A 26,135-nucleotide genomic window follows, 5' to 3' on the forward strand; every position below is an offset into this window, starting at 1 on the left:
CGCCCTACTCCAGCTTGCCCGAGTACTTCTCGAGGATGGCCCAGGCGTCGGCGCCGTACTTGGCCTTCCAGTCCTTGTAGAAGCCGGCCTTCTTCAGCGTGCCGCGGAACGCGGCGGTGTCGACCGTGTTGAAGGTCAGGCCCTTGACCTTGAGTTCCACCTCGACGCTGTTGTTCAGCCGGCGCACGTCGTTGCGCTCGGCGAGCGCCGCGGCGTTGATGTGCTTGGTGACGATCGCGCGCAAGTCCGCCGGCAGCTTCTCCCACATCTTGCCGTTGGCGAGGAACCAGAAGCCGTCCCACATGTGGTTGGTGAACGAGCAGAACTTCTGCACTTCATACAGCTTGGCGGTCTGGATGATCGCGAGCGGGTTCTCCTGGCCTTCGACGATCTTGGTCTGCAGGGCCGAGTACACCTCGCTGAAGTTGATGCTCGCGGGCGACGCGTCGAGCGCCTTGAACATCGAGGTCCACAGCGGGCTGACCGGCACGCGGATCTTGAAGCCCTTCAGGTCTTCCGGCTTGGTGATCGGCTTGCTCGAGCTGGTGATCTGGCGGAAGCCGTTGTCCCAGATCTTGTCGAACGCGACCAGGCCGGCCTTGCCGATCGCGCCGCGCACGTGGGCGCCGAGGTCGCCGTCCATCGCGGCCCAGACCTGCTCGTAGTCCTTGAACGCGAAGCCGATGCCGTTGATCGACGCCACCGGCACCAGCGTCGACAGGATCAGGCCCGACAGCGTGAAGAAGTCGATCGCGCCCGAGCGCACCTGCGAGAGCATGTCGGTGTCCGAGCCCAGCTGGTTGTTCGGGAACACCTGGATGTCGACACGCCCGCCGGACTCCTTCAGGATCGCCTCGGCGGCTTCCTTCATGCGCACGTTCAGCGGGTGGATCGCCGGCAGGTTGCTCGCGAACTTCATCTTGAACTCCGCGCCTTGCGCGAACGCGGCGCTGCCGACCATCGAGGAGGCGAGCGTGCCCGCGGTGAGGGCCGAGGCCTGGGTCAGGAACTGGCGGCGAGCCGAGCGTGTCATGCGTATCTCCTGTTGTTGTCTTGTGGTTCAGCCTGGCGGCTGCGGGCGGGATTGTAGGCGGCGCGTTTTGCAGCCAGCACCCGCAATGCAATATATTGCGCCGCAGGCTAGCCGGCGAGCGCGGTCGTCAGTTGCTCGCGCAGCGCGGCGACCGCCTCGGCGGGGCTCATGTCGCTGCTGTCGAAGACCGTGTCGGCCTTCGAGTAGAACGCGGCGCGGCTCTCGAGGATGCGGCGCAGGTCGTTCATCGCCTCGGCATTGCCGACGTTGCCGGCCATCGGGCGCGTGTCGCCCTGCGCGAGGACGCGGCTCATGTGCTCCTCGGGCGTGGCGCGCACCCACACGGTGTAGCAGTTGGCGAGCAGCAGGTTGAAGGTGCCGGGGTCGGAGACGATGCCGCCCGGCGTGGCGATCACGGCGCGCGGATGCCGGGCGATGGCCTCCTCCATCGCCCGGCGCTCGTAGCGCCGGTAGGCGATCGGGCCATAGAGCGAGTGGATCTCCGGGAGCGTGCAACCGGCCAGCGCCTCGATGCCGCGGTTCAGCTCGATGAACGGCACGCCCCAGCCCTCGGCCAGCGCCCGGCCCAGCGTGCTCTTCCCGGCACCGCGCAGGCCGATCAGCGCGATCCGTTCGCGCCGCGCGGACGGGCTCGGCGACTCGTCGAACAGCTCGGCGAGCGCCGCCCGGGCGCGCACCAGTTCGGCCTCGCTGCGGCCGCGCAGCAGCGCGCGGATCATCAGCCATTCGGGCGAACTGGCGGTCTCGTCGCCGACCAGCTCGGCCAGCGAACAGTTCAGCGCCTGCGCCATCTGCCGCAGGAACTGGACGGAGGCGTTGCCCACGCCCATCTCGACGTTCGCGAGATGCCGCTCCGAGACGTCGGCCGCCTTCGCGAGCCCCTTGCGCGTGAGGCCGCGGCGGGCCCGCAACGCGCGGGTACGTTCACCGAGCGCGGCGAGGAACGGGTCGCGGTCGTCGGCGTCCGCGCGGTCGTGGGAATCGGAAAGGTCCAAGGCGGCGGTCTTCGGGTTTGCGTGGAGGTCAGGCGGAATGATCGGCGCTATAGTGCAATTGACATGCAACATATTACATCGAGTCCGACGTGACGCTGCACTCAGACAGCCCCGAGGCTACCTCGTCGGTCGCGCCGCCGCCAGACCGTTTCAACGCTGCCGCGCACTTGCTTGCGCTGAACGTGGCGCGCAGCGACAAGATCGCCTACATCGACGACCAGCAGCGCGTGAGCTATGGCGCGCTGGCAGACCGGGTGCGCCGCTGCGCGGCCGGCTTGCGCGCCCTCGGGCTCAAGCGCGAAGAGCGCGTGCTGATGGTGATGCACGACAGCGTCGACTTTCCGATCGCGTTCCTGGGCGCGCTGTACGCCGGCATCGTCCCCGTGCCGGTCAACACGCTGCTGACCGCCGACGATTACGGCTTCATGCTCGAGCACTGCGGCGCGCAGGCGCTGCTGGTGTCGCGACCGCTGTGGCCGACGCTGCAGGCGGCGCTGGCGGGCTCGTCGATCCCGGTGATCGTCTCCGGCGCGGGCGAAGCGCCCGCGGGCACGCACGCCTTCGCGCAGCTGCTGGAGACGCCGCCGCTGGCCGCGGCGGCCGACACCCGCGGCGACGACATCGGCTTCTGGCTCTACTCCTCGGGTTCGACCGGGCGGCCGAAGGGCACGGTGCACACCCACGCCAACCTGTACTGGACCGCGGCACTGTACGGCACGCCGGTGCTCGGGCTGCGCGAGTCCGACGTCGGCTTCTCGGCGGCCAAGCTGTTCTTCGCGTACGGGCTGGGCAACGCGCTGACCTTCCCGATGAGCGTGGGCGCGACGACGGTGCTGATGGCCGAGCGGCCCACGCCGGCGGCCGTCTTCAAGCGCTGGGTCGACCACGGCGTCACGGTGTTCTTCGGCGCGCCCACGGGCTACGCGGGCATGCTGGCCGCGCCGGACCTCCCGGCAAAGGCGCAGGTGCGCTTGCGCCTGTGCTCGTCGGCCGGCGAGGCGCTGCCGCGCGAGATCGGCGAGCGCTTCACCGCGCACTTCGGCTGCGAGATCGTCGACGGACTCGGCTCGACCGAGATGCTGCACATCTTCCTGTCGAATCGCCCGGGCCAGGTGCAGTACGGCAGCACCGGTCAGGTGGTGCCGGGCTACAAGCTGAAGCTGGTCGACGAGGGCGGCCAGGAGGCCCAGCCCGGCGAGATCGGCGACCTATACGTGGCCGGCCCGAGTTCGGCGCTGATGTACTGGGCGCAGCGCGACAAGTCGCGCGCGACCTTCCAGGGCGAGTGGACCAAGACCGGCGACAAGTACTCGATCGACGCACGCGGCTGCTACGTGTATGCCGGCCGCAGCGACGACATGCTGAAGGTGAGCGGCGTCTACGTGTCGCCGTTCGAGGTCGAGGCCACGCTGATGCAGCACCCGGCGGTCCTCGAGTGCGCGGTGATCGGCTTCGAGGATTCCGACGGGCTGACCAAGACCAAGGCCTGCGTCGTGCGCAAGCCGGGCGCCACCGAGGTCGACGAGGCGACGTTGAAGGCCTTCGTCAAGGACCGGCTGGCCGCGTACAAGTACCCGCGCGTGATCGAGTTCATCGACGAGTTGCCCAAGACCGCCACCGGCAAGATCCAGCGCTTCCGCTTGCGGGACGTGGCCAACGCCAGCGCGCGCGCACCGAAGTGAGCGCCGAGGCGATCCGCTTCGCGCAGTTCGACTGGCGCGGCCAGCCGCTTCGGCTCGAATACCAGTGGGTTGGTGACGCGGCGTCGGCGCAGCCGCCGGTCGTCTTCCTGCACGAGGGCCTGGGGTCGGTGGCGATGTGGAAGGATTTCCCCGAGCGCATGTGCACCGAGCACAGCCTGCGCGGCCTGGTGTTCTCGCGCTACGGCTACGGCGGGTCGACGCCCAGGCCGCCCGACGAACGCTGGACGCCCGCGTTCATGCACGCCCAGGCGCACGAAGTGCTGCCGCTGCTGTTCGCGCAGTTGCAGATCACCCGCCCCTGGCTGTTCGGCCACAGCGACGGCGGCTCGATCGCGCTGCTGCACGCCGCGAAGTTCGACGTCGCCGGCATCGTCGTCGTGGCGCCGCACATCCTGGTCGAGGACGTGTCGATCGCGAGCATCGAGCAGGCGCGCACCGCCTACGAGACCACCGACCTGCGCGCGCGCCTGGCGCGCTACCACGCCGATCCCGACTCCGCGTTCCGCGGCTGGAACGACATCTGGCTGGCTCCGGCGTTCCGCGACTGGGACATCCGCGCCGAGCTCGACACGATCACCTGCCCCGTGCTGGCGGTACAAGGCGAGGACGACGAGTACGGCACACTCGCGCAGATCCGCGGCATCCAAGCCCGACTGCCGAAAACCCGCTTGCTCGTGATCCCGAAATGCGGACACTCGCCGCACCGGGATCAACCGGCGCTGCTGGCCTCGCAAGCCGCGCGATTCATCCACGAACATCCAACCCCCTGAGCTCGGAGAACCCCATGCACGTCACCGCCAAAGCCCTCCTCGCGTCCACCGCCCTGGGCCTGGTCTCCCTCGCCGCGCACGCCCAGGCGACCGGGCCGATCAAGGTCGGCTTCATGCTGCCGTACACCGGCACCTACGCCAGCCTGGGCAACATGATCGAGAGCGGCTTCAAGCTCTACGTGCAGGAGCAGGGCGGCAAGCTCGGCGGGCGCGAGATCCAGTACTTCAAGGTCGACGACGAATCCGAGCCGTCCAAGGGCACCGACAACGTCAACAAGCTGATCAAGCGCGACAACGTCGACGTGCTGGTGGGCACCGTGCACTCGGGCGTCGCGCTGGCGATGGCCAAGGCCGCGAAGGACAACAACACGCTGCTGATCATCCCGAACGCCGGCGCCGACGCGATCACCGGCCCGATGTGCGCGGCCAACATCGTGCGCAGCTCGTTCTCGAACTGGCAGCCGGCCTACGCGATGGGCAAGGTCGCGGCCGACAAGGGCGCCAAGCGCGCGATGACGATCACCTGGAACTACGCAGCGGGCGCCGAGTCGGTCAAGGGCTTCACCGAGGCCTTCGAGAAGGGCGGCGGCAAGGTCGTCAAGGACATGAACCTGCCCTTCCCCGGCGTCGAATTCCAGGCCCTGCTGACCGAGATCGCGGCGCAGAAGCCGGACGTGGTCTACGCCTTCTTCGCCGGCGGCGGCGCCGTCAAGTTCGTCAAGGACTACGCGGCCGCGGGCCTGAACAAGACCATCCCGCTGTACGGCCCCGGCTTCCTGACCGACGGCACGCTCGAGGCACAAGGCGCGGCCGCGCAGGGCATGCTGACCACGCTGCACTACGCCGACAACCTCGACACGCCGCGCAACAATGCGTTCCGCAAGGCCTTCGCGCTGACCTACAAGGCCAATGCCGACGTCTACGCGGTGCAGGGCTACGACGCCGCGCAGATCCTCGCGGCCGGCCTGAACGCCGTGAAAGGCGACCTCGGCAAGCGCGACGCGCTGACCGCCGCGATGCACAAGGTCACCGTCGACAGCCCGCGCGGCAAGTTCACGATCTCGCCGGCCGGCAACCCGGTCCAGGACATCTACCTGCGCGAGGTCAAGGGCAACAACAACGAGTACCGGTCGATCGCGGTCAAGGCGCTGGCCGATCCGGCACGCGGTTGTAAGCTCTAAGCGTAGTCTCACTTCATCCACGGGCGGCCGCGGGCCGCCCTTTTCATGGCTTCCCCGTGGACCTCGCCACCTTCCTCGTCCAGTGCCTGAATGCCGTGCAGTACGGCCTGCTGCTGTTCCTCGTCGCCAGCGGCCTGACGCTGATCTTCGGGATCATGGGCGTGATCAACCTCGCGCACGGCAGCTTCTACATGATCGGCGCGTATGTCGCGTTCGTGCTGGCGCCCTACTTCGGCGACTGGTTCATCACCAAGCTGCTGGTCGGCGTGGTGCTCGCGGCCGTGTTCGGCTACCTGCTCGAGTGGGCGTTCTTCAGCTTCCTGTACCAGCGCGACCACCTGCAGCAGGTGCTGATGACCTACGCGCTGATCCTGGTGTTCGAGGAAGCGCGCAGCCTGCTCGTCGGCAACGACGTGCATGGCGTGCAGGCGCCGGCGTGGCTGGCGGGCGGCTTCGAGCTCGGAGGGCTGATGTCGTACCCGTGGTATCGCGTGTTCGCGTCGGTCGCCTGCATCGTCGTCGCGCTCGGCCTGTACGCCGTCGTCAACCGCACGCGCCTGGGCATGATGATCCGTGCCGGCGCGAGCAACCGCGACATGGCGCGCGGCCTGGGGCTCGACATCAAGCTGCTGTATCGCATCGTGTTCGCCGGCGGCGTCGCGCTCGCCGCGCTGGCCGGGATGATCGCTGCGCCACTGTCGTCGGTCTACCCGGGCATGGGCGGCAGCGTGCTGATCATCTGCTTCGTCGTCGTCGTGATCGGCGGCATCGGCTCGATCACCGGGGCGTTGATCGCCTCCTTGCTGGTCGGTTTCGTCGACACGTTCGGCAAGGTGTTCTTCGCCGAGTACAGCGGCGTGGGCGTGTATTTGCTGATGGCGGTGATCCTGGTGTGGCGGCCGGAAGGCCTGATGAAGCGGGCCTACTGAATGAAGGCGGCCTCGTTCGTTCCCATCGTCGCCGGCGTCGCGTTGCTGGCGCTGCAGCCGTTTCTCTCGCCGTACCTGCAAGACCTGGTCGTCAAGATCGCGATCTACGCGGTGTTCGCGCTGAGCCTGGAGCTGCTGGTCGGCGTCACCGGACTGGTGAGCCTGGGCCACGCGGCGTTCCTGGGCATCGGTGCGTACGTGACGGTGCTGGCGTCGGGCGATGCGGGCGGGTCGGTCGCGACGGTGTTGCCGCTCGCAATCGGCGCGGCGGCCGCTTACGCCCTGTTCGTCGGCGCGCTGAGCCTGCGGACCAAGGGCGTGTACTTCATCATGGTCACGCTCGCGTTCGCGCAGATGGCGTATTTCGTGTTCCACGACACCAAGCTCGCCGGGGGCAGCGACGGGATGTTCCTGTACGTCAAGCCGGCGCTCGGCGCGCTGAACCTCGACGACAAGCGGACGATGTACTACGCGGTGATGGGCGCGCTGATCGGCACCTACGCGCTGCTCGCGCTGCTGATGCGCTCGCGCTTCGGCCATGCGCTGGCGGGCATCCGCGTCAACGAGCAGCGCATGCGCGCGACCGGCTACGCGACCTATTGGTACAAGCTGGCCGCGTTCGTGATCGCCGGCGCGCTGGCCGGGCTCGCCGGCTTCCTGCTCGCCGTGAAGGACGGCACGGTGAACCCCGAACTGCTCAGCTGGCACGAGTCGGGTGCGGTGCTGCTGATGCTGATCCTCGGCGGCATCGGCCACCTGCGCGGCGCGGTGATCGGCGCGATCGCGTTCACGCTGCTGAAGGAACTGTTCCAGCTCGAGTCGCTGCTCGGCCCGATCGCGAGCCACTGGCAGATGACGCTGGGCCTGACGATCATCGCGTTCGTCGCGCTGCTGCCGAAGGGCCTGATCGGTCTGCGCCAGCGCCTGACCGGAGCGGCGCATGGCTGAAGCGCTGCTCCGCGAGGGCCATCCACGCGCACTGCTGCGCGCGGTGGACTTGACGCGCCGCTTTGGCGGCCTCACTGCGGTCAGCCGGGTCTCGCTCGACCTGCACGCCGGTGAGGTGCATGCGGTGATCGGCACCAACGGCGCCGGCAAGTCGACGCTGATCAACATGCTCTCGGGCGAACTGCCGGCCAGCAGCGGCACGATCGAACTCGACGGCCGGGACATCGGCGGCTGGGCGCAGCCCAGGCGCGCGCTGGCCGGCGTCGGCCGCAGCTACCAGCGCACCACGATCTTCCCGAGCTTCACGGTGCTGGAGAACTGCCGCCTCAGCGCGCAGGCCGCGCAACCGAAGCCGTGGGCGGTGTGGGAGTCGGCGCAACGTTGCGCCCACAGCACGCAGGCCGCGCGTGCCGCGCTCGAGGCGGCCGGCCTCACCGAACATGCGCAGCGCCCGGCCGGCCTGCTCAGCCACGGCGGCCAGCGTCAGCTGGAGATCGCGATGTGCCTGGCCACGCGGCCGCGCGTGCTGCTGCTCGACGAGCCGCTCGCCGGCATGGGCGCCGAGGAAACCGAGCGCATGCTCGCGCTGCTCGGCGAGCTCAAGCACGGCCACGCGATCCTGCTGGTCGAGCACGACATGGACGCGGTGTTCCGGATCGCCGACCGCATCACCGTGATGGTCAACGGCACGGTCATCGCGAGCGATGCGCCGGCCGCGATCCGCACGCATCCCGAGGTCATTGCCGCCTACCTCGGCGATGCGCACTGAAGTAGCGACGACGACGCGATGCTGCAGCTCACCGACCTCCACACCTATTACGGCGACAGCCACACGCTGCGTGGCGTGAGCCTGGACCTGCCCGCCGGCACCGCGCTCGGCCTGCTCGGCCGCAATGGCATGGGCAAGACCACGCTGATCCGCGCGCTGATGGGCTACGTCCGCGTCGCGAAAGGACAAGTGCGCTGGCACGGCCGCGACATGACCAACGCGGCGCCCGAGCGCATGGCGCGGCTGGGCATCGGCTACGTGCCCGAAGGGCGCGGCATCTTCCCGAACCTGTCGGTGCGCGAGAACCTGGTGATGACGGCCCGCGCCGGCGTCGACGGCAAGAAGGACTGGACCTACGAGCGCGTGCTCGCCACCTTCCCGCGCCTGGCCGAACGGCTCGGCCACGGCGGCCAGCAGCTCTCGGGCGGCGAGCAGCAGATGCTCTCGATCGGCCGCGCGCTGATGACGAACCCGACGCTGCTGATCCTCGACGAAGCGACCGAAGGCCTCGCACCGCTGATCGTCGCCGAGATCTGGCGCGTGATCGGCGCGATCCGCGCCACCGGCATCAGCACGCTGATCGTCGACCGCAACTACCGCGCGGTGCTGGCCCACACCGACCGCGCGGTGGTGCTGGAGAAGGGCGTGATCGTCGCGTCCGGCGCGTCGGGCGAGCTGTCGTCGGACACCGAATCCTTGTCCCGCTTCCTCGGCGTCTGACCGATCGCGCGCGCGGCAGCGAGGGCCGCGCGCTTGTAGACTGGCACGCTCCCCACCGCCACCGAAAGCCCGCGCATGATTCTCGAAATCGCCGACATCCGCATCCCGCCCGGCAAACAGGACGAGTTCGACGCCGCCATCCAGCAGGCGATCGAGACCGTCGCGTCGAAGGCCACCGGGTTTCGCGGTTTCAAGGTCAACAAGGGCGTCGAATCGCCCGAGCGCTACATCCTGATGATCTACTGGGACACGCTCGAGAACCACACCGTCGACTTCCGCCAGGGCCCGCTGTTCCCGCAGTGGCGCGCGATCATCGGGCCGTATTTCGCGGCGCCGCCGGTGGTCGAGCACTTCACGCTGGTCGCCAAGTCGGCGTGACGCGCGCGATGGGTTCGGGACCGCTGTTGCGCCGCGCCGCGGCACTGCTGACGCTGACGATCGCGGCCACCGCGTGGTCGGCCGAGCCCGCGCTGACGATCGCGCCGATCCGCTTCACCGAACGCGTGCTGCCGAACGGCCTGCAGGTGATCGCGGTGCCGAGCAGCGCGAGCCCGACGGTCAGCGTGCAGGTCTGGTACCACGTCGGCTCGAAGGACGACCCGAGCGGCCGCTCCGGCTTCGCGCACCTCTTCGAACACCTGATGTTCAAGACCACCGCGCACCTGAAGAGCGAGCAGTTCGACCGCATGACCGAGGACGTGGGCGGCGCGAACAACGCGTTCACCAGCAACGACGTGACCGGCTACACCGACCTGGTGCCGTCCAACCACCTCGAGGTGCTGCTGTGGGCCGAGGCCGAGCGCATGTCGAACCTGAACGTGGTGCAGGAGAACTTCGTCTCCGAGCGCGCCGTGGTCGAGGAGGAGTACCGCGAGCGCGTTCTCGCCTCGCCTTACGGCCGGTTCGCGAACGCGATCCCGAAGGCGGCCTACCAGGTGCACCCGTACAAGCGCCCCGGCATCGGCAGTATCGAGGACCTGGAGGCCGCGACGCTGGCGGACGTGGTCTCGTTCCACGCCACGTACTACCGGCCGGACAACGCGACGCTGGTCGTCGCCGGCGACTTCGACCCGACGCAGCTCGACGCCTGGGTCGACAAGTACTTCGCCCGCGTGCCGCGTCCCGCAACCGCGCTGCCGCGCGTGACCGCGACCGAGCCCGCTTGGACGGCCGACCGGCGCAGCACCGTCACCGGCCCGCAGGTGCCGCTGCCGGCCGTCGCGCTGGTGTGGCTCGGCCCGCCGACGACCAGCGCCGATGCGCCCGCGCTGCAGGTGGCGGCGGCGCTGCTCGGCAGCGGCGAGTCGTCGCGGCTGAATCAATCGCTGGTGTACCGGCAGCGCGTCGCGGGCCAGGCCGGCTTCAACGCCGACCTGCGCGTCGGGCCCGGGCTGCTGACCGCGACCGCGATCGCCGCGAGCGGCCGCTCCCCGGCGGTCGTCGAGAAGGCCCTCCTCGCCGAGGTGCTCAAGCTGGCCCGGCAGCCGGTCGGCGCGGCCGAACTCGCGAAGGTCAAGACACAGATCGTCACCGGCGCGCTGCTGACGCGCCAGACGCCGGAAGGGCTGGCGTCCGCCGTCGCCGAAGCGGCCGTACTGCAGGGCGGCGCCGCCACCGTCAACACCGACCTGACGGCCTTGCAGCAGGTCACGGCCGCGGACGTCCAGCGGGTCATGAAGCGCTACGTCGCGTCGACCCACAAGCTCGTGCTGCACTACGTCCAGGAGAGCGCGCCGAAATGACCGCGACCGATTTCATCAGGCGTGCGCTGCTGCTGGCGCTGGCCGCGGGTGGCGTCGCTGCCGCGCACGGGCAGGGCTTCGACCAGGCGCCGCAGCCGGGCGCGCCGCGGCCGCTCGCGATCGCCGCGCCGGTCGAGCAGCGGCTGCCGAACGGACTGCGCGTGGTACTGGCCGAGCGTCGCGGCGTTCAGTTGGTGACGGCCGAGCTGGTGGTGCTGGCAGGCAGCGAGGTCGATCCGCCGGGCCGCGCCGGGCTCGCGTCGATGACCGCGGGCCTGCTGACCAAGGGCACGCGGCGGCACAGCGCAACCCAGCTCGCGCAGGCCGCCGAGTCGCTCGGCGGTGCGCTCGACGGCGGGGCCGGCTGGCACCAGTCCGGCGTCGGGATCACCGTCACGGTGCCGAAGCTCGACGCGGCGCTCGCGCTGGTCAGCGAGGTGGTGCAGCAGCCCGCGTTCGCGCCGGCCGAACTCGACCGCCTGCGTGCCCAGTCGCTCGACGAGTTGAAGGTCGCCTACAGCCAGCCCGGCCGCCTGGCGGCACTGGCGGCGCAGCGGCTGCTCTACGGCGCCGGCCCCTATGGCCACCCGGCGGGCGGCACGCCGGTTTCGCTGACGACCATCACCCGCGCCGACCTGGTCGCGCTGCACGCGGCGCGCTACCGCCCGGACAACGCCGTGCTGGTGCTCGCCGGCGATCTCGATGCCGCCACTGCGCTGCAACTGGCACGGCGCCACTTCGGCCGCTGGCAACCGCCGCGCGGCGCACCCGCGGCGGCGGACCTGCCGCCGAACGCCGCACTGCCGCAGGTGGCCGCAGTGCTCGACATGCCGCAGGCCGGCCAGGCGGCCGTCGTCGTCGCCACGCCGCTGCCGCCGCTCGGCGCCGACCGCGCGACCGCGGCGGTGATGAACTCGGTCCTGGGCGGCGGCTTCTCGTCGCGCCTGAACCAGGAGATCCGGATCAAGCGCGGCCTGAGCTATTCGGCCGGCAGCGGGCTCGACGCCCGCCCGGACGGCGGCTCGCTGCGGGCGGTGATCCAGACCAAGAACGAATCGGCGGCCGAGGTCGTCACGCTGGTGCAGGCCGAACTGGATCGGCTCGCGACCGCGCCGGTCGGCGCCGACGAACTGGCAGCCCGCAAGGCCACGGTGATCGGCGACTTCAGCCGCAGCGTCGAGACCACCGCCGGGCTGGCCGCCGCGGTCAAGGGATTGATCGTCGCCGGACGATCGCCGGCCGAGCTGCGCACCCGGATCGACGCGCTGTCGGCCGTCAGCGCGGAAGATGTGCAGCGCTACGCCGCGGCGCACCTCGGCCAGACTGGGCGGCGGGTCGTTGTCGCGGGGGCGGCGGCGCGCTTCGCGCCGGCAATGCGGGAGGCACAGCCCGGTCTGGTCGTGGTGCCGAGCGGCAGGCTGGATCTCGATCAGGGCGGCGGGCTGCTCGCGCCCTGAAGCTGCGCCCCGGCGCAGTGGGACCTGTCACCAGCGGAAACACAATCCCCAGAAGGCCCATTCCTCGGGGTTTGCACGCGCGGCACCGAATGCTGGGACAATCGACAGGTTGCCCGTGTTTGGCGTCAAGCTCCACGGTCGTCCGCACTTCTTCTTCAGGACCGCCCATGGCCACCCGTCGTCCCGCTCCCTCCGCCACCTCCGACTCCACGCAGAAGCTGCGCCAGACGCAGGCCGAGTACGTCGCCGCGCGCCCGGCCGGCGAGCCCGGCGTCAAGCCGATGATGTCGAGCTCGAAGATGTACGTCTGCCGCCGCTGCCAGGCGAACTTCAAGACCGGCGACGGCAAGCCCGACGCGCGCCTGCCCGGCCTGGGCAAGTGCAACAAGTGCCTCGCCGCCGCGACGGCCGCGCTCGCCGCCTGAGCGACACCCGCTAGTGCGCCGTCGCGGGAGCGACGTCGCCTGAAACGCCGCCTGCGGCCGGCCGCATCCGCGACAGCACGTGCCCGGCCATGCCGTGTGCCAGTTCGCGCTCGCCGATGAACACCTTGCCGATGCGCTCGGACTCGAGCAGCGCGGCCTCCTCCTCGTTGTGGCTGCGCACCACGACCTCGATGCCCGGGTTCAACGTGCGCGCGGTCGCGACCATCTTGCGCACGCCCAGCGTGTCCGGCGTCGCGATCACCAGCATCGCCGCCTGCGCGATGTGCGCCTGGATCAACACCGCCGGTTCGGTCGCGTCGCCACTCACCGCGGCCACCCCCTGCGCCCGCAGCTTCTCGACGAATTCGCGGTTCTGCTCGGCCACCACGAACGCCACGCCCTGCGCCTGCAGCGACCGCGCGATGCGCCGCCCGACACGCCCGTAGCCCACCAGCACCACCTGCCCGGTCAGCAGCGTCTGGTCGGTGCTCATCGGCAATTCGGCCAACGGGTCGTCGGGCAGCTCCAGGCGGCGCGCCAGCGCCGAGCGCTGCCGCAGCCACGCCTGCACCGGGCCGATCGCGCCGAACAGCAACGAATTGAGCCCGATCGAGATCAGGGCACCGGCCAGGATCAGACTCTGTCCTTTCACCGGAAGCAGCTTCAACGCGACGCCGAGCCCGGCCAGGATGAACGAGAACTCGCCGATCTGCGCGAGGCTGGCGCCGACGGTCAACGCGCTGTTCAGCGGGTAGCGGAACGCGATCACCAGCGCGACCGCCGCCAGCGTCTTGCCGACCATGATGATCGCGACCACGGCCAGCACGCGCAGCGGCTCGTCGAGCAGCACGCGAGGGTCGAACAGCATGCCGACCGAGACGAAGAACAGCACCGAGAACGCGTCGCGCAGCGGCAGCGATTCCTCGGCGGCGCGGTGACTGAACTCCGATTCGCGCATCATCATCCCGGCGAAGAACGCACCCAGCGCGAACGAGACGTCGAACAGCTTGGCCGAGCCGTACGCGACGCTGACCGCGCCGGCGATCACGCACAGCGTGAACAGCTCGCGCGACCCGGTGCGCTCGACCAGCCACAGCAGCCGCGGGAACACGCGCCGGCCGACGACCAGCATCAGCGCGATGAATGCGGCGACCTTCGCGAGCGTGATGCCGAGCGTCGCCCAGATGCCCTGGCCCGGCGCGGCAGGGTCGCCGCCTGCGCCGCCGAGCAGCGGCGCGAGCGCCGGCAGCAGCACCAGCACCAGCACCATCACCAGGTCCTCGACGATCAGCCAGCCGACCGCGATCTGACCGTTCATCGATTCGAGCACGCCGCGCGATTCGAGCGCACGCAGCAGCACCACGGTGCTTGCCACCGACAGCGCCAGCCCGAACACCAGCGCGGCACCGACGCTCCAGCCCCACCACGCCGCGGTGCCCATGCCGAGGACGGTCGCGACCGCGATCTGAAGCAGGGCACCGGGGATCGCGATGCGCTTGACCGCGAGCAGGTCCTTCAACGAGAAGTGCAGGCCGACGCCAAGCATCAGCAGCATCACGCCGATTTCGGCAAGCTGGCCGGCGAGGTCGACATCGGCCACGAAGCCGGGCGTCGCCGGGCCGATCAGGATGCCGGCGAGCAGGTAGCCGACCAGCGGCGGCACCTTGATGCGTGCCGCGATGTAGCCGAACACCAGCGCCAGACCGAATCCCGCGGCAATCGTGGAGATCAGGCTGACGTTGTGGGGCATCGTGGGGAGACTTTCTGCGCAGGGAGGGATCGAGCGCAGAGTCTACGTGCAGCCCTCGCGGGCCGGCCGGGCAAGGCCCGGCGTCATGCAGGGCCTTGGCTCAGCAGGTGAGCAGCGCCTGCTTGCGGATGATGTCCTGGGCCTTGGTCATTGCGTAGGCCAGCGCGGCGTCCGGGGAAGGCCAGCGGTGGCCGCAAGCCAGGCTCTCGTCGCGCACGAGCTCGCGGGCGACGCCACCCTGCTCGGACATCACGACCAGCGCCGCGATGTACCCGTCGCCCTGCGGTCCTTCCAGTGCACCGGTGTAGACGCGGTACTCACCGATCTTGCGTTCGTCGAAATGCATGTTGATCGCTCCGGCAGCCTCACGTGGCCCCCGATTCACGAATGATCAACGGATTCGGCGCGCCGGAAAACCCACCAGAAGGGGGTAAGAACTCACACTTCGGAGTCATACCGTCGTTACGCGGCGACGCTCTCGCTCCGAATTCCCACCTTTGGGGGAGGACGACGCGCGCCGGCGTGCCTCAACCCGGCGCGGTCTTGGCGCCGGCCTGGCGGTGCGCGTCGGTGGTCGGGCGCAGGCCGAAGCGGGCCTCGCCCTGGCGCCGGAATTCCTTCGGCGTCATGCCCTTGATCTCGAGGAAGCGGCGGTTGAAGTTCGCGACGTTGTTGAACCCGCAGTCGTAGCAGACGTTGCTGATGTAGCGGTCGGTCTCCATCAGCAGCTGGCAGGCACGCGCGATCCGCAAACGGTTGACGAAATCGGTGAAGGTGTTGCCGGTGGCGCGGCGGAAGTAGCGCGAGAACTGGCTCTCGCTCATGCCCACGCGTTGCGACAGCTGGCCCATCGAGAACGATTCGGTCGCGTTGGCGGTGATGTAGTCGACGATGGTGCTGATCTGGGCCAGCGAGTTGTCGTCGTCGAAGCTCTGCAGCGGCATGCTGGACAGCAGCCGGTAGTCGGTGCACTCGGCGAGTTCGCCGAGGAAGCTCAGGAAGGCACTGAACCGCTTGACGCCGTGCAGGCGCTTGATCGTCTGCAGGTTCTCGCTCGCGCGCTCGGACATGCCGAAAAACTCGATGCCCAGGCGCGCGCGCTCCAGCAGCGGCAGCACCTCGCGCAGGTCACCGATCGACTCGGACGCCCGCTTCAGCGGCTCGCCGGCGAACTGCAGCACCATGTCGCGCTGCGCGACGCCTTCGGGGCCGACATCGGTCGAGATCCAGTTGTGCGGCAGTCGCGGGCCGGTGAGCACGAGGTGGCCCGGCTCGAAGTGGCCGATGTAGTCGCCGACGAAGGCCTTGCCGCGGGTCTGCACGATCAGATGCAGCTCGTACTCCTCGTGGTAGTGCCAGCGCACCAGCGGGTTCGGGAAGCCGTGCTCCAGGCAGCGCACGTAGCCGTAGCTGCCCGCCGGCTCGTAGCCGAGCGTCGGGTCACGGACGAAATCGTGCTCGAGCTCGGGGGTGCGGGCGCGCTTTTGGCTCATGGGCGTATTGTCGTGCGGCGCCCGGCTCAGCGCTTCGCGTTCGCGGCGACGAAGGCCAGCACCTCGGCGTGCGCCGTTCGCAGCGCCGCGAGCAGGCGCGCGTCGCCGGCCAGCGGCCCCCACAGGATCGGATCACGGGCGAACGCGTCGAGCGGGTCGGCGCTCGCGAAGATCGCATGCGCGCTGGCCGGGTCCATGCCCTGGTCCTGGTACTCGAACGGCAACTCGCCGCGATGCCAGCGGCCGAGGAACTCGAAGAACAGCGCGGGCAGCTTCGCGACCGCCGCGATCGACGCACCGCGCGCCAGGCATTCGCGGAAGGTCGGCCCGAGGAAGCCGGGGATCTTCGCGAAGCCATCGGCCGCGACGCGCTGGTTGGTGTCCTGGATGTGCGGGTTGCTGAAGCGGTCGAGCACGACATCGCGGTAGGCCGCGAGGTCGAGCGGGTACGGGCTCGTGTCGGCCTCGAGCGACGGCATCACGTCGTCGGTGACGTAGTCGAACGCCATCTGGCGGATCGCCGGGTGGTCGACGCCCTCGTGGATGTACTGCAGCCCGATCAGCGTGCCGGCCCACGCGAAGCAGCTGTGCGTCGCGTTCAGCAGGCGGATCTTCGCCTCCTCGTACGGCAGCACCGAGTCGACCATCTCGGCGCCGACCTTCTCCCAGGCCGGGCGGCCGGCGATGAAGTGGTCCTCGATCACCCACTGGATGAACTTCTCGCCCATCACCGGCGCGCCATCGTCGAAGCCGGTTGCGGCCTTCACGCGCGCCGCCACGTCGGGCAGCGGGCGCGGCGTGATGCGGTCGACCATGTCGTTCGGCGTGCTGGTGCTGGCGTTGACCCAGGCGAGCAGCGAGGTGTCGCCGCGGCGGGTCAGGAAGTCCGCGAAGCCGAGCTTGAAGCGCTCGCCGTTGCTGCGCAGGTTGTCGCAGTTCAGCAGCGTGACCGGCCCGCTGCCGAGCCGCTTGCGCTCGTTGAGGATCGCGGCGAGCGCACCGTAGATCGTGCTGCGCGTCGTGCCGGCGATGTCGGACGCGAGGTCGGTGTAGGTCGTCTCGAGCTTGTTGTGCGCGTCGAGGTAGTAGCCGGCCTCGGTCACGGTGAACGAGATGATGCGCGTGTTCGCATCCGCGCCGACCTCGATCAGCCCGGCCAGCGACGGCTCGTACGGGATGATGTGGCGGATCGACTGGATGCGCTCGTAGTGGCGCTCGCCGCCAGGCGTGACGGTCTCGAGCGTGTACGCCCCGCCCTGCTTCTGCAGCGCCGCGATCGTCTCGAGCATGTCGCCGCGCAGGTTGCCGCCGGCGAGCACCCAGTCGGTCTCGCCCTGTTCGATCAGGCGGTTCAGGTAGACGGCCTGGTGGGCGCGGTGGAACGAGCCCAGGCCGAGGTGCAGGATGACGAACGGCTTGCTCATGGTCACGCTGCCTTCTGCATCTCGCGGATCGCCCGGCCCTGCTTGTCGAAGAACAGAAGCGCGTTCGGATCGATCTCGACGCCGACCGCGTCGCCGAGCTTCAGCGTCGTGCGCTCGCTCTGGCGCGACACCAGCGGCACGTTGGCGCCGACGCGGGTGTGGATCAGCGTGTCCGAGCCGAGCGACTCGACCAGCTCGACCTTGCCGGCGATGCCTTGGCCCGCGGCCACGATGCGCACGTACTCGGGCCGCACGCCGACCGACCCGTCGGACGGCAGCCGTGCACCGGCGATGCGCGTGAGCTCGGGCAGCGTCGCGGCCGGCAGCACGTTCATCTGCGGCGTGCCGATGAACTGCGCGACGAACTGGTTGGCCGGGCGGTCGTACAGCTCCAGCGGTGAGCCGACCTGCTCGATCAGGCCGTCGCGCAGCACGACGACGCGGTCGGCCAGCGTCATCGCCTCGACCTGGTCGTGGGTGACGTAGATCGTCGTCGCGCCCAGGTCGCGATGCAGGTTCGCGATCTCGACGCGGGTCTGCCCGCGCAGCGCCGCGTCGAGGTTCGACAGCGGCTCGTCGAACAGGAACACCTTCGGCGCGCGCACGATCGCGCGGCCGATCGCGACGCGCTGGCGCTGGCCGCCGGACAGTTCCTTCGGCGTGCGCTGCAGGTACTGCGTGAGGTTCAGGATCTTCGCGGCGCGCTCGACCTTCTCCTTGCGCACGTTCACGTCGACCTTGGCGAGCTTGAGCGCGAACGACATGTTGTCGAACACGGTCATGTGTGGGTACAGCGCGTACGACTGGAACACCATCGCGAGGTCGCGTTTCGATGAGGGCACGTCCGTGATGTCGCGCCCGTCGAGGTGCAGCGAGCCGGCGGTGGTCGATTCCAGCCCGGCGATCAGCCGCAGCAGCGTCGACTTGCCGCAGCCTGAGGGCCCGACGAAGACGATGAACTCGCCCTTGTTGATCTGCAGGTCGATGCCCTTGATGGTGCGCACCGGCCCGAATTCCTTGACGATGCCCTTGAGTTCGAGGAAAGCCATGTCTTGCTCCTTACTTGACGGCACCGAAGGTCAGACCTTGGACCAACTGCTTTTGACTGAACCAGCCGAACACGATGATCGGCGCGATGGCGAGCAATGACGCTGCCGACAACTTGGCCCAGAACAGGCCTTCGGGGCTGCTGTACTGCGCGATCAGCGCGGCCAGCGTGCCGGCCCCGGCGGAGGTCAGCGTGAGCGACCAGAACGCCTCGTTCCACGCCAGCACCAGGCACAGCAGGCCGGTGGAGGCGATGCCGCCCATCGTCAGCGGCAGGATCGCGTGGCGGAATTCGTCCCACACGGTCGCGCCGTCGAGGCGCACGGCCTCGAGGATGTCGTTGGGCACCTCCTTGAACGCGCTGTACAGCATCCACACCATGATCGGCAGGTTAGACAGCGTGAACACGATGATCAGCGCCGGCAGCGAATCCAGCATGCCCGTGGTCTGCGCCAACACGTAGATCGGCATCAGCGCGCCGACGGCCGGCATCATCTTGGTGGACAGCATCCACATCAGGATGTCGCGCGTCTTCTTCGTGCGGAAGAAGGCCATCGAGTAGGCCGCGGGTGCTGCGATCAGCAGGCCGAGCACGGTCGACACCACGCTGGTGATCAGCGAGTTCTTCGCATAGTGCAGGTAGTCGCTGCGCGCCTGCACTTCGACGAAGCTGTCCAGCGTCGGCGAGAAGATCAGGTGGCCGGCGATCGCCTGGCCTTCGGTCTTGAACGCCGTGATGCCGAGCCAGAACAGCGGGAAGAAGATCAGCAGCGCGAAGAACCATGCGAAGAACGTCCGCACGTACGGGAAAGGTGCTTTCTTTGCCATGGCGTCATCAATCCAGGTTCTTGCCGACCATGCGGATCAGGAACACCGCCGCGATGTTGGCGAGCACGACCGCGAACAGCGCGCCGGCCGAGGCCACGCCCACGTCGTAGTTCATCAGCGCCTGCTTGTAGATCAGGAACGCGAGGTTGGTGCTCTCGTTGCCAGGGCCGCCACTCGTCGTGGTGAAGATCTCGGCGAACACGCTCATCAGGAAGATCATCTCGATCATCACGACCACCGCGATCGAGCGGCCCAGGTGCGGCAGCGTCAGGTACCAGAACTGGTGCAGCTTGTTGGCGCCGTCCATGCGCGCCGCTTCCATCTGCTCGCGGTCGAGCGACTGCAGCGAGGTGATGAAGATCAGGCACGCGAACGGCAGCCACTGCCAGCTCAGGATGATGATCACCGAGGCCAGCGGGTAGTCGGTCATCCAGTCGATCGGCGTCGCGCCGAAGAACAGCCAGACCTTGCCGAGCACCCCGTAGATGGGGTTCATCATCATGTGCTTCCACAGCAGCGCATTGACCGTGGGCATCACGAAGAACGGCGAGATCAGCAGCACCCGCACGATGCCCTGGCCCGGGAACGGGTCGTTGATCAGCAACGCCAGGCCCACGCCGAGCACGACGGTGATGACGATCACCCAGCCGAGCAGCTCGATCGTCTGCAGCACCGAGGGCCAGAAGTCCGGATCGGTGATGAAGTACTTGAAGTTCTCCAGGCCGACGAAGCCGTGCTCGCCGGGCTGGTTGAGGTTGTAGTGGATCAGCGCGAAGTAGATCGTCATCACCAGCGGCACGATCGACCACGCGAGCAGCGTGACGACCGCCGGCGACATCAGCGCGCGGGGCAGGAATCGGGACATGGCAGGACCTTCGGTGAAATTCCAAGGGGTGCGGCGGCGAGAGCGGGCCGAGCGCCGGGCCGCTCCCAAGCCGGCCCGCATCCCCTCGGGGGATCGGTCGATGTACCCATCGACCGAGGGGCTGTCATCTACTTCTTGTAGTAGCCGCCCTTGGTCATTTCGCGCTCGGCCGCGGTCTGCGAGGTCTTCAGCGCCGCATCGACCGTGACCTTGCCGGCGAGCGCCGCGCTCATCTGCTGACCCACCGCCAGGCCGATCGCCTGGAACTCCGGGATCGCCGCGTACTGCACGCCCACGTACGGCGACTTCGGCAGCGTGCTGTCGTTCGGGTTCGCGGAGTCGATGGCCCGCTTCTCCTCCGCGGCGAACTTGGCGACCTTCTGGAACTCGGGGTTCGCGTAGGTCGACTTGCGCGTCCCGGTCGGCACGGCATGCCAGCCGGCTTCCTTCGCGATCAGGTTGATGTAGTCCTTCGAGGTCGCCCAGGTGATGAACTTCTGCGCTGCCTCGGGCTGCTTCGAGGACGACGGGATCGCCAGGTTCCACGACCACAGCCAGTTCGCGCCCTTGTTCGTCACCGCGGTCGGCGCGGCGGCGAAGGCCACCTTGTCGGCGACCTTGGACTGCTTCGGGTCGCTGATGAACGAGGCCGCGATCGTCGCGTCGATCCACACGCCGCACTTGCCCTCGTTGAACAGCGCGAGGTTCTCGTTGAAGCTGTTCGCCGATGCGCCAGGGGGCCCGTACTTCTTCATCAGGTCGACGTACTGGGTGATCGCGTCGTGCCAGGGCTTGGTGTCGATCTGCGGCTTCCAGGCCATGTCGAACCACTGGCCGCCGTAGGCGTTGACCATCGTGGTCAGGAACGCCATGTTGTCGCCCCAGCCCGGCTTGCCGCGCAGGCACAGGCCGTAGACGCCCTTGGCCGGATCGTGGATCTTGCCGACGATGTCGGCCATCTGCGCCCAGGTCGGATTCGGCGGCATCGTCAGGCCCTTGGCCTTGACCAGGTCCTCGCGGTACATCGTCATCGAGCTCTCGCCGTAGAACGGGGCGGCGTACAGCTTGCCGCCCTGCGACAGGCCGCTGCGGATCGCCGGCAGCAAGTCGTCGACGTCATAGGCGGCGTCGGTCTTGATCTCGGTCAGCCAGCCCTTCTTACTCCAGATCGGCGCCTCGTACAGGCCGATCGTCATCACGTCGAACTGGCCGCCCTTGGTCGCGATGTCGGTCGTGACGCGCTGGCGCAGCACGCCTTCCTCGAGCGTGACCCACTTCAGCGTGATGCCGGGGTTGGCCTTCTCGAAGTCCTTGGAGTGCTTCTGCATCTCGATCATGTGGCCGTTGTTGACGGTGGCGATGACGAGGTCGACCGCGTGCGCGGAAGCGGCGGCGATCACGCTGAGCCCGAAGGCGAAGGCGGTCTTGAGTTTCATGGGGTCGTGTCTCCTGTTGTTCGGTTCGATCGCGACGCGTGCAGCGCGCCGGCCAGCGAAAGATAGGCGTATCGAGTTGCCGGGCTCGGTACAGCAGGCGCGAGTACAGATACTCTTTTGCGTTGCCTGACTGGTACTTTCCTGTATTTCTGATTGAGCGCACCAGCTTGACGCGGCGGCGCATTGAATCGCGGCCACCCGGCCTCAGCTTCGAGGGCCGGCCAACCGGCTCACTCAGGCGCGAATTCCACCGTGTCATCGCTGCTCGTCCTCGTTGCCACGCTGGCGCTATTGACTTGGCTGCTGCGCGAGCCGCTCTTCGCCGAATGGCGCCGCGCACGGGTGCGCCGGCAGCCGTTCCCGCCCGAATGGCGGCGCATCCTGCGCGAGCGGGTGCCCTACTTCCGCACCCTGCCTGCCGACCTGCAGTTACAGCTGAAGAAGCGCATGCAGGTGTTCCTGGCCGAGAAGCCGTTCATCGGCTGCGCCGGGCTGGAGGTGACCGACGAGATGCGCGTCACGATCGCGGCGCAGGCCTGCCTGCTGATCCTGAACCGGCGCACCGATTACTTCGCCCAGTTGCGTCAGGTGCTCGTCTACCCCGGCGCGTTCGTCGTCGACCAGCTGCGCACCGACGGCGTGGGCGTGGCCCACGAACGCCGCCACGCCCTGTCGGGCGAGTCGTGGTCGACCGGACAGGTGATCCTGTCGTGGGAGGACACGCTGGACGGCGCGCGCCATCCGGACGACGGCCGCAACGTCGTGATCCACGAGTTCGCGCACCAGCTCGACCAGGCGAACGGCCCCGCCAATGGCGCGCCGTATCTGCCGACGCGCGCACGGCGCGAGCGCTGGAGCGCGGTGTTCAACGCCGAGTTCGAGGCCCTGCGGCAGCGCGTGGCGGCCGGCGAGCCGTCACTGCTCGACGCGTACGGCGCGGTCGATGCCGCGGAGTTCTTCGCGGTCGCCAGCGAGGCGTTCTTCGAGCAGCCGCAGCGGCTGGCGCAGGCGCACGCGGCGCTGTTCCGCGAGATGAGCCTCTTGTACCGCGTCAACCCCTTGAGCTGGTGAGCGGACGCACGTCATGACGGACGCGAGAACTGGTCGAATGCGGCGATGGCGTTTGCCGCGTACATCAGCGACGGCCCGCCGCCCATATAAGTCGTCACGCCCAGCGTCTCGTCGATTTCCGGTCGCGTCACGCCCAGCTTGACCAGCGTCTGCATGTGGAAGCCGATGCAGGGATCGCACCGGGCGGCCACGCTGAGCGCGAGCGCGATCAACTCCTTGGTCTTGCGGTCCAGCACCCCATCCACGGTGGCGGTGCGACCGAGATCGTGGAAGGCCTTCATGATCTCGGGCGTCCCCGACCGCAACGTGGCGAGGCCCGCGGAGACCGACTGCGTCAGTCCGCGGTAATCGGTACGGGGTTCGCTCATGCTGTGCCCCGGCTCACTCACGGTTGGGCGTCGGAGCTTCGGGCGGCGCAGGTGCTGGCGCCGAAAGGCAGGTACGCGGGACAGACCCTGAACAGCCCGGTCGCGAGCGGCACGACGCCGATCCAGCCCCATGCACCGATGTAGCCCAGAGCGGCGGCACCGATCAGCGCCACCCCCGCCACGATCCGGATCACCCGGTCGACACCACCCACGTTGTGAATCATGACTTTCTCCCTTGTGCCCTGGACATCATCGTCGGATCGGGCGGGTCCGACATGATCGAGATCAAGGTCGGGGCGCGCCCACCGCATTCAGCGGGATGCGCAGGTAGGCCACGCCGTTGTCGTCCGCGGGCGGCAGGCGGCCGGCCCGGACGTTGACCTGCAGCGCCGGCAGGATCAGCGTGGGCACGTCGAGCGTCGCGTCCCGCGCCTGGCGCATCGCGACGAACTCGGCCTCGCCGATGCCGTCGTGGACGTGGACGTTGCGTTCGCGCTGTTCGGCGACCGTCGTCTCCCAGCGCACCGGTCGACCAGCCGGCGGGTAGTCGTGGCAGACGAACATCCGGGTGGCCGCGGGCAGCTCGAGGATGCGCCGCATCGAGCGGTACAGCGTGCGGGCGTCGCCACCCGGGAAGTCGGCGCGCGCGGTCCCCACGTCGGGCATGAACAGGGTGTCGCCCACGAACACCGCATCGTCGACCACGTAGGCCATGTCGGCCGGGGTGTGGCCCGGTACCAGCAGCGCGGTGGCCTCGACCTCGCCGATCCGGAACTTCTCGCCATCCTTGAACAGGTGGTCGAACTGGCTGCCGTCCGGCAGGAAACCGCGGTCGAGGTTGTAGAGCGTCTTGAACGTGGCCTGCACATCGCGGATGCGCTCGCCGATCGCGATCCGCCCGCCGACGTGCTGCTGAAGATAGGGGGCAGCCGAGAGGTGATCGGCATGGGCGTGGGTCTCCAAGATCCACTGCACCTGCAACCCGCGTTCTCTCACATAGGCCAGCACCTGATCGGCCGAGCGGGTGCTCGTCCGGGCGGACTTGAAGTCGAAGTCCAACACCGGATCGACGATGGCCGCGGCGTGGCTGGCGTTGTCGCTGATGACGTAGGAGACCGTCCAGGTGGCTGGGTCGAAGAAGCCCTGGATGGTGGTCGCGGTCGTGGTCGTGGTGGTCATGGCGGCGTCTCGTCTGGTTCGCTTGACTTACACTATATACGATAATATAATGTGTGCAAGTTAAATGATTGACCTGTCTCAATGCCCAAGATGAATACTCTCATCGACCCGGCCGTGTTGCGCCGGGCTGCCGGTCAGGCCGTCGGCGCCCTGAAGGTGCTGGCCAACGAGGACCGCCTGCTGCTGCTGTGCCAACTCTCGCAGGGGGAGATGTGCGTCAGCGACCTCGAGGAGGAACTGGACATCCGCCAACCGACCTTGTCGCAGCAACTGGCGGTGCTGCGCGGCGAGGGCGTCGTCGACACCCGCCGCGATGGCAAGCGGATCTACTACCGCGTGGCCGACCCACGCGTGATCCAGGTGCTCGACGTCCTGTATCGCCTCTACTGCAAGGAGTAACCGATGACGATCGACTGGAACGCATTCACCCCCTGGTCGGCCCTGGCCGGCGGGGCCCTGATCGGCATGGCCGCTTCGCTGTTCGCGTTGTTGAACGGCCGCATCGCCGGCATCAGCGGCGTGATCGGCGGTCTGTTCAAACCGACGCCAGGCGACGTCGGGTGGCGGGTGGCCTTCGTGCTCGGCCTCGTCGGCGCGTCCTTGGTCTACGCGTTGGCGGCCACGCTGCCGCGCCCGACCATCGATGCCGGCTGGACCGCCCTGATCGGCGCGGGCCTGCTGGTGGGCATCGGCACCCGCTACGGGGCCGGCTGCACCAGCGGGCACGGCGTCTGCGGACTGTCGCGCCTTTCGCCGCGCTCGCTGGTCGCCACGCTCGCGTTCATGGGCGCGGGATTCGGGACCGTGTTCGTCGTCCGGCATCTGCTGGCATTCTGAGGAGTCGACATGCCTATTCTTGCTGCATTGTTGTCGGGTCTGGTCTTCGGGCTGGGCCTCATCGTCTCGGGCATGGCCAACCCGGCCAAGGTGCTCGGCTTCCTGGACCTGGCCGGGCGCTGGGACCCGTCGCTCGCTTTCGTGATGGGCGGCGCCATCGCCGTCGGGCTCGTGGGCTTCGCGGTCGCGCGCCGCCGCCACCTCTCGTTCCTCGGACTCGAAATGAAACTGCCGGGCGCGCGCCAGATCGATCGGCGCCTGGTCGGCGGCAGCGTGCTGTTCGGCATCGGCTGGGGCATCGCCGGCTTCTGTCCCGGCCCGGGCCTGGTGGCGCTGGGCATGGGGGAATGGAAGGCGGCGGTCTTCGTGATCGCGATGCTCGCCGGCATGGGCGCGTTCGACCGGCTCGAGCGGCGCACCGCGGCGCGCACCGTGCACGCGACGACCTGACGCCATGGACACGACGGCGAACTGGCTCGCGGCGCTCGCCACCCTGCTGATCCTCGCGGTCTACGAGTTGCGCCTGGCCTGGGCGCAACGTCGGCGACCGGCCGAACTGGCCCGCTCGGCACATGCCTCGCTGCGCGAAGAGTGGTTCGCGGAAGTGTCGGCGCAGCGCGGTTCCGAGATCCTGGCGGTACAGACGCTGCGCAATTCGCTGATGTCGGCGACCATGACCGCCTCGACGGCCGTGCTGGGCTTGATGGGCACGGTCACCCTGGCCGCGCCGTCACTGCACGGAAGCTTCGCTGCCGACGGATCGCTGCTGCCCCACCTGACCACCCGGCTCGCGCTGGAACTCACGCTGCTGGCGCTGCTCTTCGCATCCCTGGTCTCCTCGGCCATGGCCGTGAGGTACTTCAATCATCTCGGCTTCATCGGCGGCATGCCGGTCGAATCGACCGGTCGCAAGCGCTGGGCCGCCACCGGCCAGGCCTATGCGCGCCGGGCCGGATTGCTCTACGCCTGGGGGCTCCGGCAGTTGCTGCTGGTGGCGCCGATCCTGGCCTCGATGCTTCATCCGTTCGCCGGCCCGATCGCGGCCCTCGTGCTGGTGGCGGTGTTGTCGGGCTTCGATCGGGTGGTCGGGGTGGGGCCGCCACCTTGATGAAGCAGCCGACGCTCGAAGAAGTCGACGACTTTC

General features: G+C 68.7%; 29 protein-coding genes. 16 read left to right on the forward strand and 13 right to left on the reverse strand.

Annotated features, from left to right (window positions below):
* Positions 1 to 4: 4 nt before the first annotated feature.
* Positions 5 to 1,033 (reverse strand): TRAP transporter substrate-binding protein, encoded by a 1,029-nt coding sequence (locus ASC76_RS12705; RefSeq protein ID WP_056466101.1) that lies wholly within the window; start codon positions 1,031 to 1,033, stop codon positions 5 to 7.
* 107 nt (positions 1,034 to 1,140) lie between these two features.
* Positions 1,141 to 2,049 (reverse strand): helix-turn-helix transcriptional regulator, encoded by a 909-nt coding sequence (locus ASC76_RS12710; RefSeq protein WP_056466103.1) that lies wholly within the window; start codon positions 2,047 to 2,049, stop codon positions 1,141 to 1,143.
* 89 nt (positions 2,050 to 2,138) lie between these two features.
* Here ASC76_RS12710 and ASC76_RS12715 point away from each other — a divergent pair, with 89 nt between their 5' ends.
* The 11 genes from ASC76_RS12715 (at position 2,139) to ASC76_RS12765 (ending at position 12,693) form a co-directional block, all read left to right on the forward strand.
* Positions 2,139 to 3,731: a benzoate-CoA ligase family protein gene (locus ASC76_RS12715; RefSeq protein WP_235580423.1), complete on the forward strand. Its 1,593-nt coding sequence runs from the start codon at positions 2,139 to 2,141 to the stop codon at positions 3,729 to 3,731.
* On the forward strand, positions 3,728 to 4,522 hold the full coding sequence (locus ASC76_RS12720) for an alpha/beta fold hydrolase (protein WP_056466109.1): 795 nt from the start codon (positions 3,728 to 3,730) through the stop codon (positions 4,520 to 4,522). Before ASC76_RS12715 ends, ASC76_RS12720 begins: the two co-directional genes overlap by 4 nt.
* Before the next feature lie 14 nt (positions 4,523 to 4,536).
* On the forward strand, positions 4,537 to 5,703 hold the full coding sequence (locus ASC76_RS12725) for an ABC transporter substrate-binding protein (protein ID WP_056466112.1): 1,167 nt from the start codon (positions 4,537 to 4,539) through the stop codon (positions 5,701 to 5,703).
* Positions 5,704 to 5,759: 56 nt separating this feature from the next.
* Positions 5,760 to 6,632, forward strand: a complete 873-nt coding sequence (locus tag ASC76_RS12730; protein ID WP_056466115.1) for a branched-chain amino acid ABC transporter permease — start codon at positions 5,760 to 5,762, stop codon at positions 6,630 to 6,632.
* Positions 6,633 to 7,580: a branched-chain amino acid ABC transporter permease gene (locus tag ASC76_RS12735; protein WP_056466117.1), complete on the forward strand. Its 948-nt coding sequence runs from the start codon at positions 6,633 to 6,635 to the stop codon at positions 7,578 to 7,580.
* The gene (locus tag ASC76_RS12740; protein WP_056466120.1) at positions 7,573 to 8,349 is read left to right on the forward strand and encodes an ABC transporter ATP-binding protein; all 777 of its coding nucleotides are present in this window, start codon (positions 7,573 to 7,575) and stop codon (positions 8,347 to 8,349) included. Before ASC76_RS12735 ends, ASC76_RS12740 begins: the two co-directional genes overlap by 8 nt.
* A gap of 18 nt (positions 8,350 to 8,367) precedes the next feature.
* Positions 8,368 to 9,069, forward strand: coding sequence for an ABC transporter ATP-binding protein (locus ASC76_RS12745; protein ID WP_056466123.1), 702 nt, complete (start codon positions 8,368 to 8,370; stop codon positions 9,067 to 9,069).
* Positions 9,070 to 9,144: 75 nt separating this feature from the next.
* The gene (locus tag ASC76_RS12750; protein WP_056466126.1) at positions 9,145 to 9,447 is read left to right on the forward strand and encodes an antibiotic biosynthesis monooxygenase; all 303 of its coding nucleotides are present in this window, start codon (positions 9,145 to 9,147) and stop codon (positions 9,445 to 9,447) included.
* Between the two features lie 8 nt (positions 9,448 to 9,455).
* Positions 9,456 to 10,811 carry a pitrilysin family protein gene (locus ASC76_RS12755; RefSeq protein WP_056466129.1) on the forward strand — a complete coding sequence of 452 codons (1,356 nt, stop codon included), beginning with the start codon at positions 9,456 to 9,458 and terminating at the stop codon, positions 10,809 to 10,811.
* A complete protein-coding gene (locus tag ASC76_RS12760; protein ID WP_056466132.1) occupies positions 10,808 to 12,268 on the forward strand; it encodes a pitrilysin family protein in 1,461 nt (486 codons plus the stop codon). Before ASC76_RS12755 ends, ASC76_RS12760 begins: the two co-directional genes overlap by 4 nt.
* A 167-nt stretch (positions 12,269 to 12,435) precedes the next feature.
* Positions 12,436 to 12,693 (forward strand): hypothetical protein, encoded by a 258-nt coding sequence (locus tag ASC76_RS12765; protein WP_056466134.1) that lies wholly within the window; start codon positions 12,436 to 12,438, stop codon positions 12,691 to 12,693.
* A gap of 10 nt (positions 12,694 to 12,703) precedes the next feature.
* On the opposite strand, the gene ybaL is transcribed toward ASC76_RS12765, so the two are convergent.
* From ybaL to ASC76_RS12805, 8 genes are all read right to left on the reverse strand, one after another.
* Positions 12,704 to 14,443 (reverse strand): YbaL family putative K(+) efflux transporter, encoded by a 1,740-nt coding sequence (ybaL, locus tag ASC76_RS12770; RefSeq protein WP_056466137.1) that lies wholly within the window; start codon positions 14,441 to 14,443, stop codon positions 12,704 to 12,706.
* Positions 14,444 to 14,543: 100 nt separating this feature from the next.
* A complete protein-coding gene (locus ASC76_RS12775; protein ID WP_056466140.1) occupies positions 14,544 to 14,789 on the reverse strand; it encodes a hypothetical protein in 246 nt (81 codons plus the stop codon).
* Positions 14,790 to 14,970: 181 nt separating this feature from the next.
* Positions 14,971 to 15,936, reverse strand: coding sequence for an AraC family transcriptional regulator (locus tag ASC76_RS12780; RefSeq protein WP_056466143.1), 966 nt, complete (start codon positions 15,934 to 15,936; stop codon positions 14,971 to 14,973).
* Positions 15,937 to 15,962: 26 nt separating this feature from the next.
* Positions 15,963 to 17,360, reverse strand: coding sequence for a D-arabinitol 4-dehydrogenase (dalD, locus tag ASC76_RS12785; RefSeq protein WP_056466146.1), 1,398 nt, complete (start codon positions 17,358 to 17,360; stop codon positions 15,963 to 15,965).
* Between the two features lie 2 nt (positions 17,361 to 17,362).
* On the reverse strand, positions 17,363 to 18,409 hold the full coding sequence (locus tag ASC76_RS12790) for an ABC transporter ATP-binding protein (RefSeq protein WP_056466148.1): 1,047 nt from the start codon (positions 18,407 to 18,409) through the stop codon (positions 17,363 to 17,365).
* 10 nt (positions 18,410 to 18,419) lie between these two features.
* The gene (locus ASC76_RS12795; protein WP_056466151.1) at positions 18,420 to 19,235 is read right to left on the reverse strand and encodes a carbohydrate ABC transporter permease; all 816 of its coding nucleotides are present in this window, start codon (positions 19,233 to 19,235) and stop codon (positions 18,420 to 18,422) included.
* Positions 19,236 to 19,242: 7 nt separating this feature from the next.
* Positions 19,243 to 20,100: a carbohydrate ABC transporter permease gene (locus tag ASC76_RS12800; RefSeq protein WP_056466154.1), complete on the reverse strand. Its 858-nt coding sequence runs from the start codon at positions 20,098 to 20,100 to the stop codon at positions 19,243 to 19,245.
* A gap of 128 nt (positions 20,101 to 20,228) precedes the next feature.
* Positions 20,229 to 21,536 (reverse strand): sugar ABC transporter substrate-binding protein, encoded by a 1,308-nt coding sequence (locus tag ASC76_RS12805; protein ID WP_056466156.1) that lies wholly within the window; start codon positions 21,534 to 21,536, stop codon positions 20,229 to 20,231.
* Between the two features lie 252 nt (positions 21,537 to 21,788).
* On the opposite strand from ASC76_RS12805, the gene ASC76_RS12810 reads away from it, so the two are divergent.
* Positions 21,789 to 22,607, forward strand: coding sequence for a zinc-dependent peptidase (locus ASC76_RS12810; protein ID WP_056466159.1), 819 nt, complete (start codon positions 21,789 to 21,791; stop codon positions 22,605 to 22,607).
* 11 nt (positions 22,608 to 22,618) lie between these two features.
* Here ASC76_RS12810 and ASC76_RS12815 read toward each other — a convergent pair whose 3' ends face one another.
* The 3 genes from ASC76_RS12815 to ASC76_RS12825 form a co-directional block, all read right to left on the reverse strand.
* Positions 22,619 to 22,975, reverse strand: a complete 357-nt coding sequence (locus ASC76_RS12815) for a carboxymuconolactone decarboxylase family protein (protein ID WP_056466162.1) — start codon at positions 22,973 to 22,975, stop codon at positions 22,619 to 22,621.
* Positions 22,976 to 22,992: 17 nt separating this feature from the next.
* Positions 22,993 to 23,199 carry a DUF2892 domain-containing protein gene (locus ASC76_RS12820; RefSeq protein ID WP_056467400.1) on the reverse strand — a complete coding sequence of 69 codons (207 nt, stop codon included), beginning with the start codon at positions 23,197 to 23,199 and terminating at the stop codon, positions 22,993 to 22,995.
* Positions 23,200 to 23,260: 61 nt separating this feature from the next.
* On the reverse strand, positions 23,261 to 24,154 hold the full coding sequence (locus tag ASC76_RS12825) for an MBL fold metallo-hydrolase (RefSeq protein ID WP_056466166.1): 894 nt from the start codon (positions 24,152 to 24,154) through the stop codon (positions 23,261 to 23,263).
* A gap of 90 nt (positions 24,155 to 24,244) precedes the next feature.
* Here ASC76_RS12825 and ASC76_RS12830 point away from each other — a divergent pair, with 90 nt between their 5' ends.
* Genes ASC76_RS12830 through ASC76_RS12845 form a run of 4 tightly spaced genes read left to right on the forward strand, consistent with a single transcriptional unit; the run spans position 24,245 to position 26,099 of the window.
* Positions 24,245 to 24,553, forward strand: a complete 309-nt coding sequence (locus ASC76_RS12830; RefSeq protein WP_371262115.1) for an ArsR/SmtB family transcription factor — start codon at positions 24,245 to 24,247, stop codon at positions 24,551 to 24,553.
* Positions 24,554 to 24,556: 3 nt separating this feature from the next.
* Complete coding sequence (locus tag ASC76_RS12835) at positions 24,557 to 24,991, forward strand: YeeE/YedE family protein (RefSeq protein ID WP_056466173.1); 435 nt, start codon at positions 24,557 to 24,559, stop codon at positions 24,989 to 24,991.
* 9 nt (positions 24,992 to 25,000) lie between these two features.
* Positions 25,001 to 25,441, forward strand: coding sequence for a YeeE/YedE family protein (locus ASC76_RS12840; protein WP_056466176.1), 441 nt, complete (start codon positions 25,001 to 25,003; stop codon positions 25,439 to 25,441).
* A gap of 4 nt (positions 25,442 to 25,445) precedes the next feature.
* Positions 25,446 to 26,099: a DUF599 domain-containing protein gene (locus ASC76_RS12845; RefSeq protein ID WP_056466179.1), complete on the forward strand. Its 654-nt coding sequence runs from the start codon at positions 25,446 to 25,448 to the stop codon at positions 26,097 to 26,099.
* Positions 26,100 to 26,135: the final 36 nt, after the last annotated feature.

It is taken from the genome of Rhizobacter sp. Root404, assembly GCF_001425865.1.
GTDB lineage: Bacteria > Pseudomonadota > Gammaproteobacteria > Burkholderiales > Burkholderiaceae_C > LMDS01.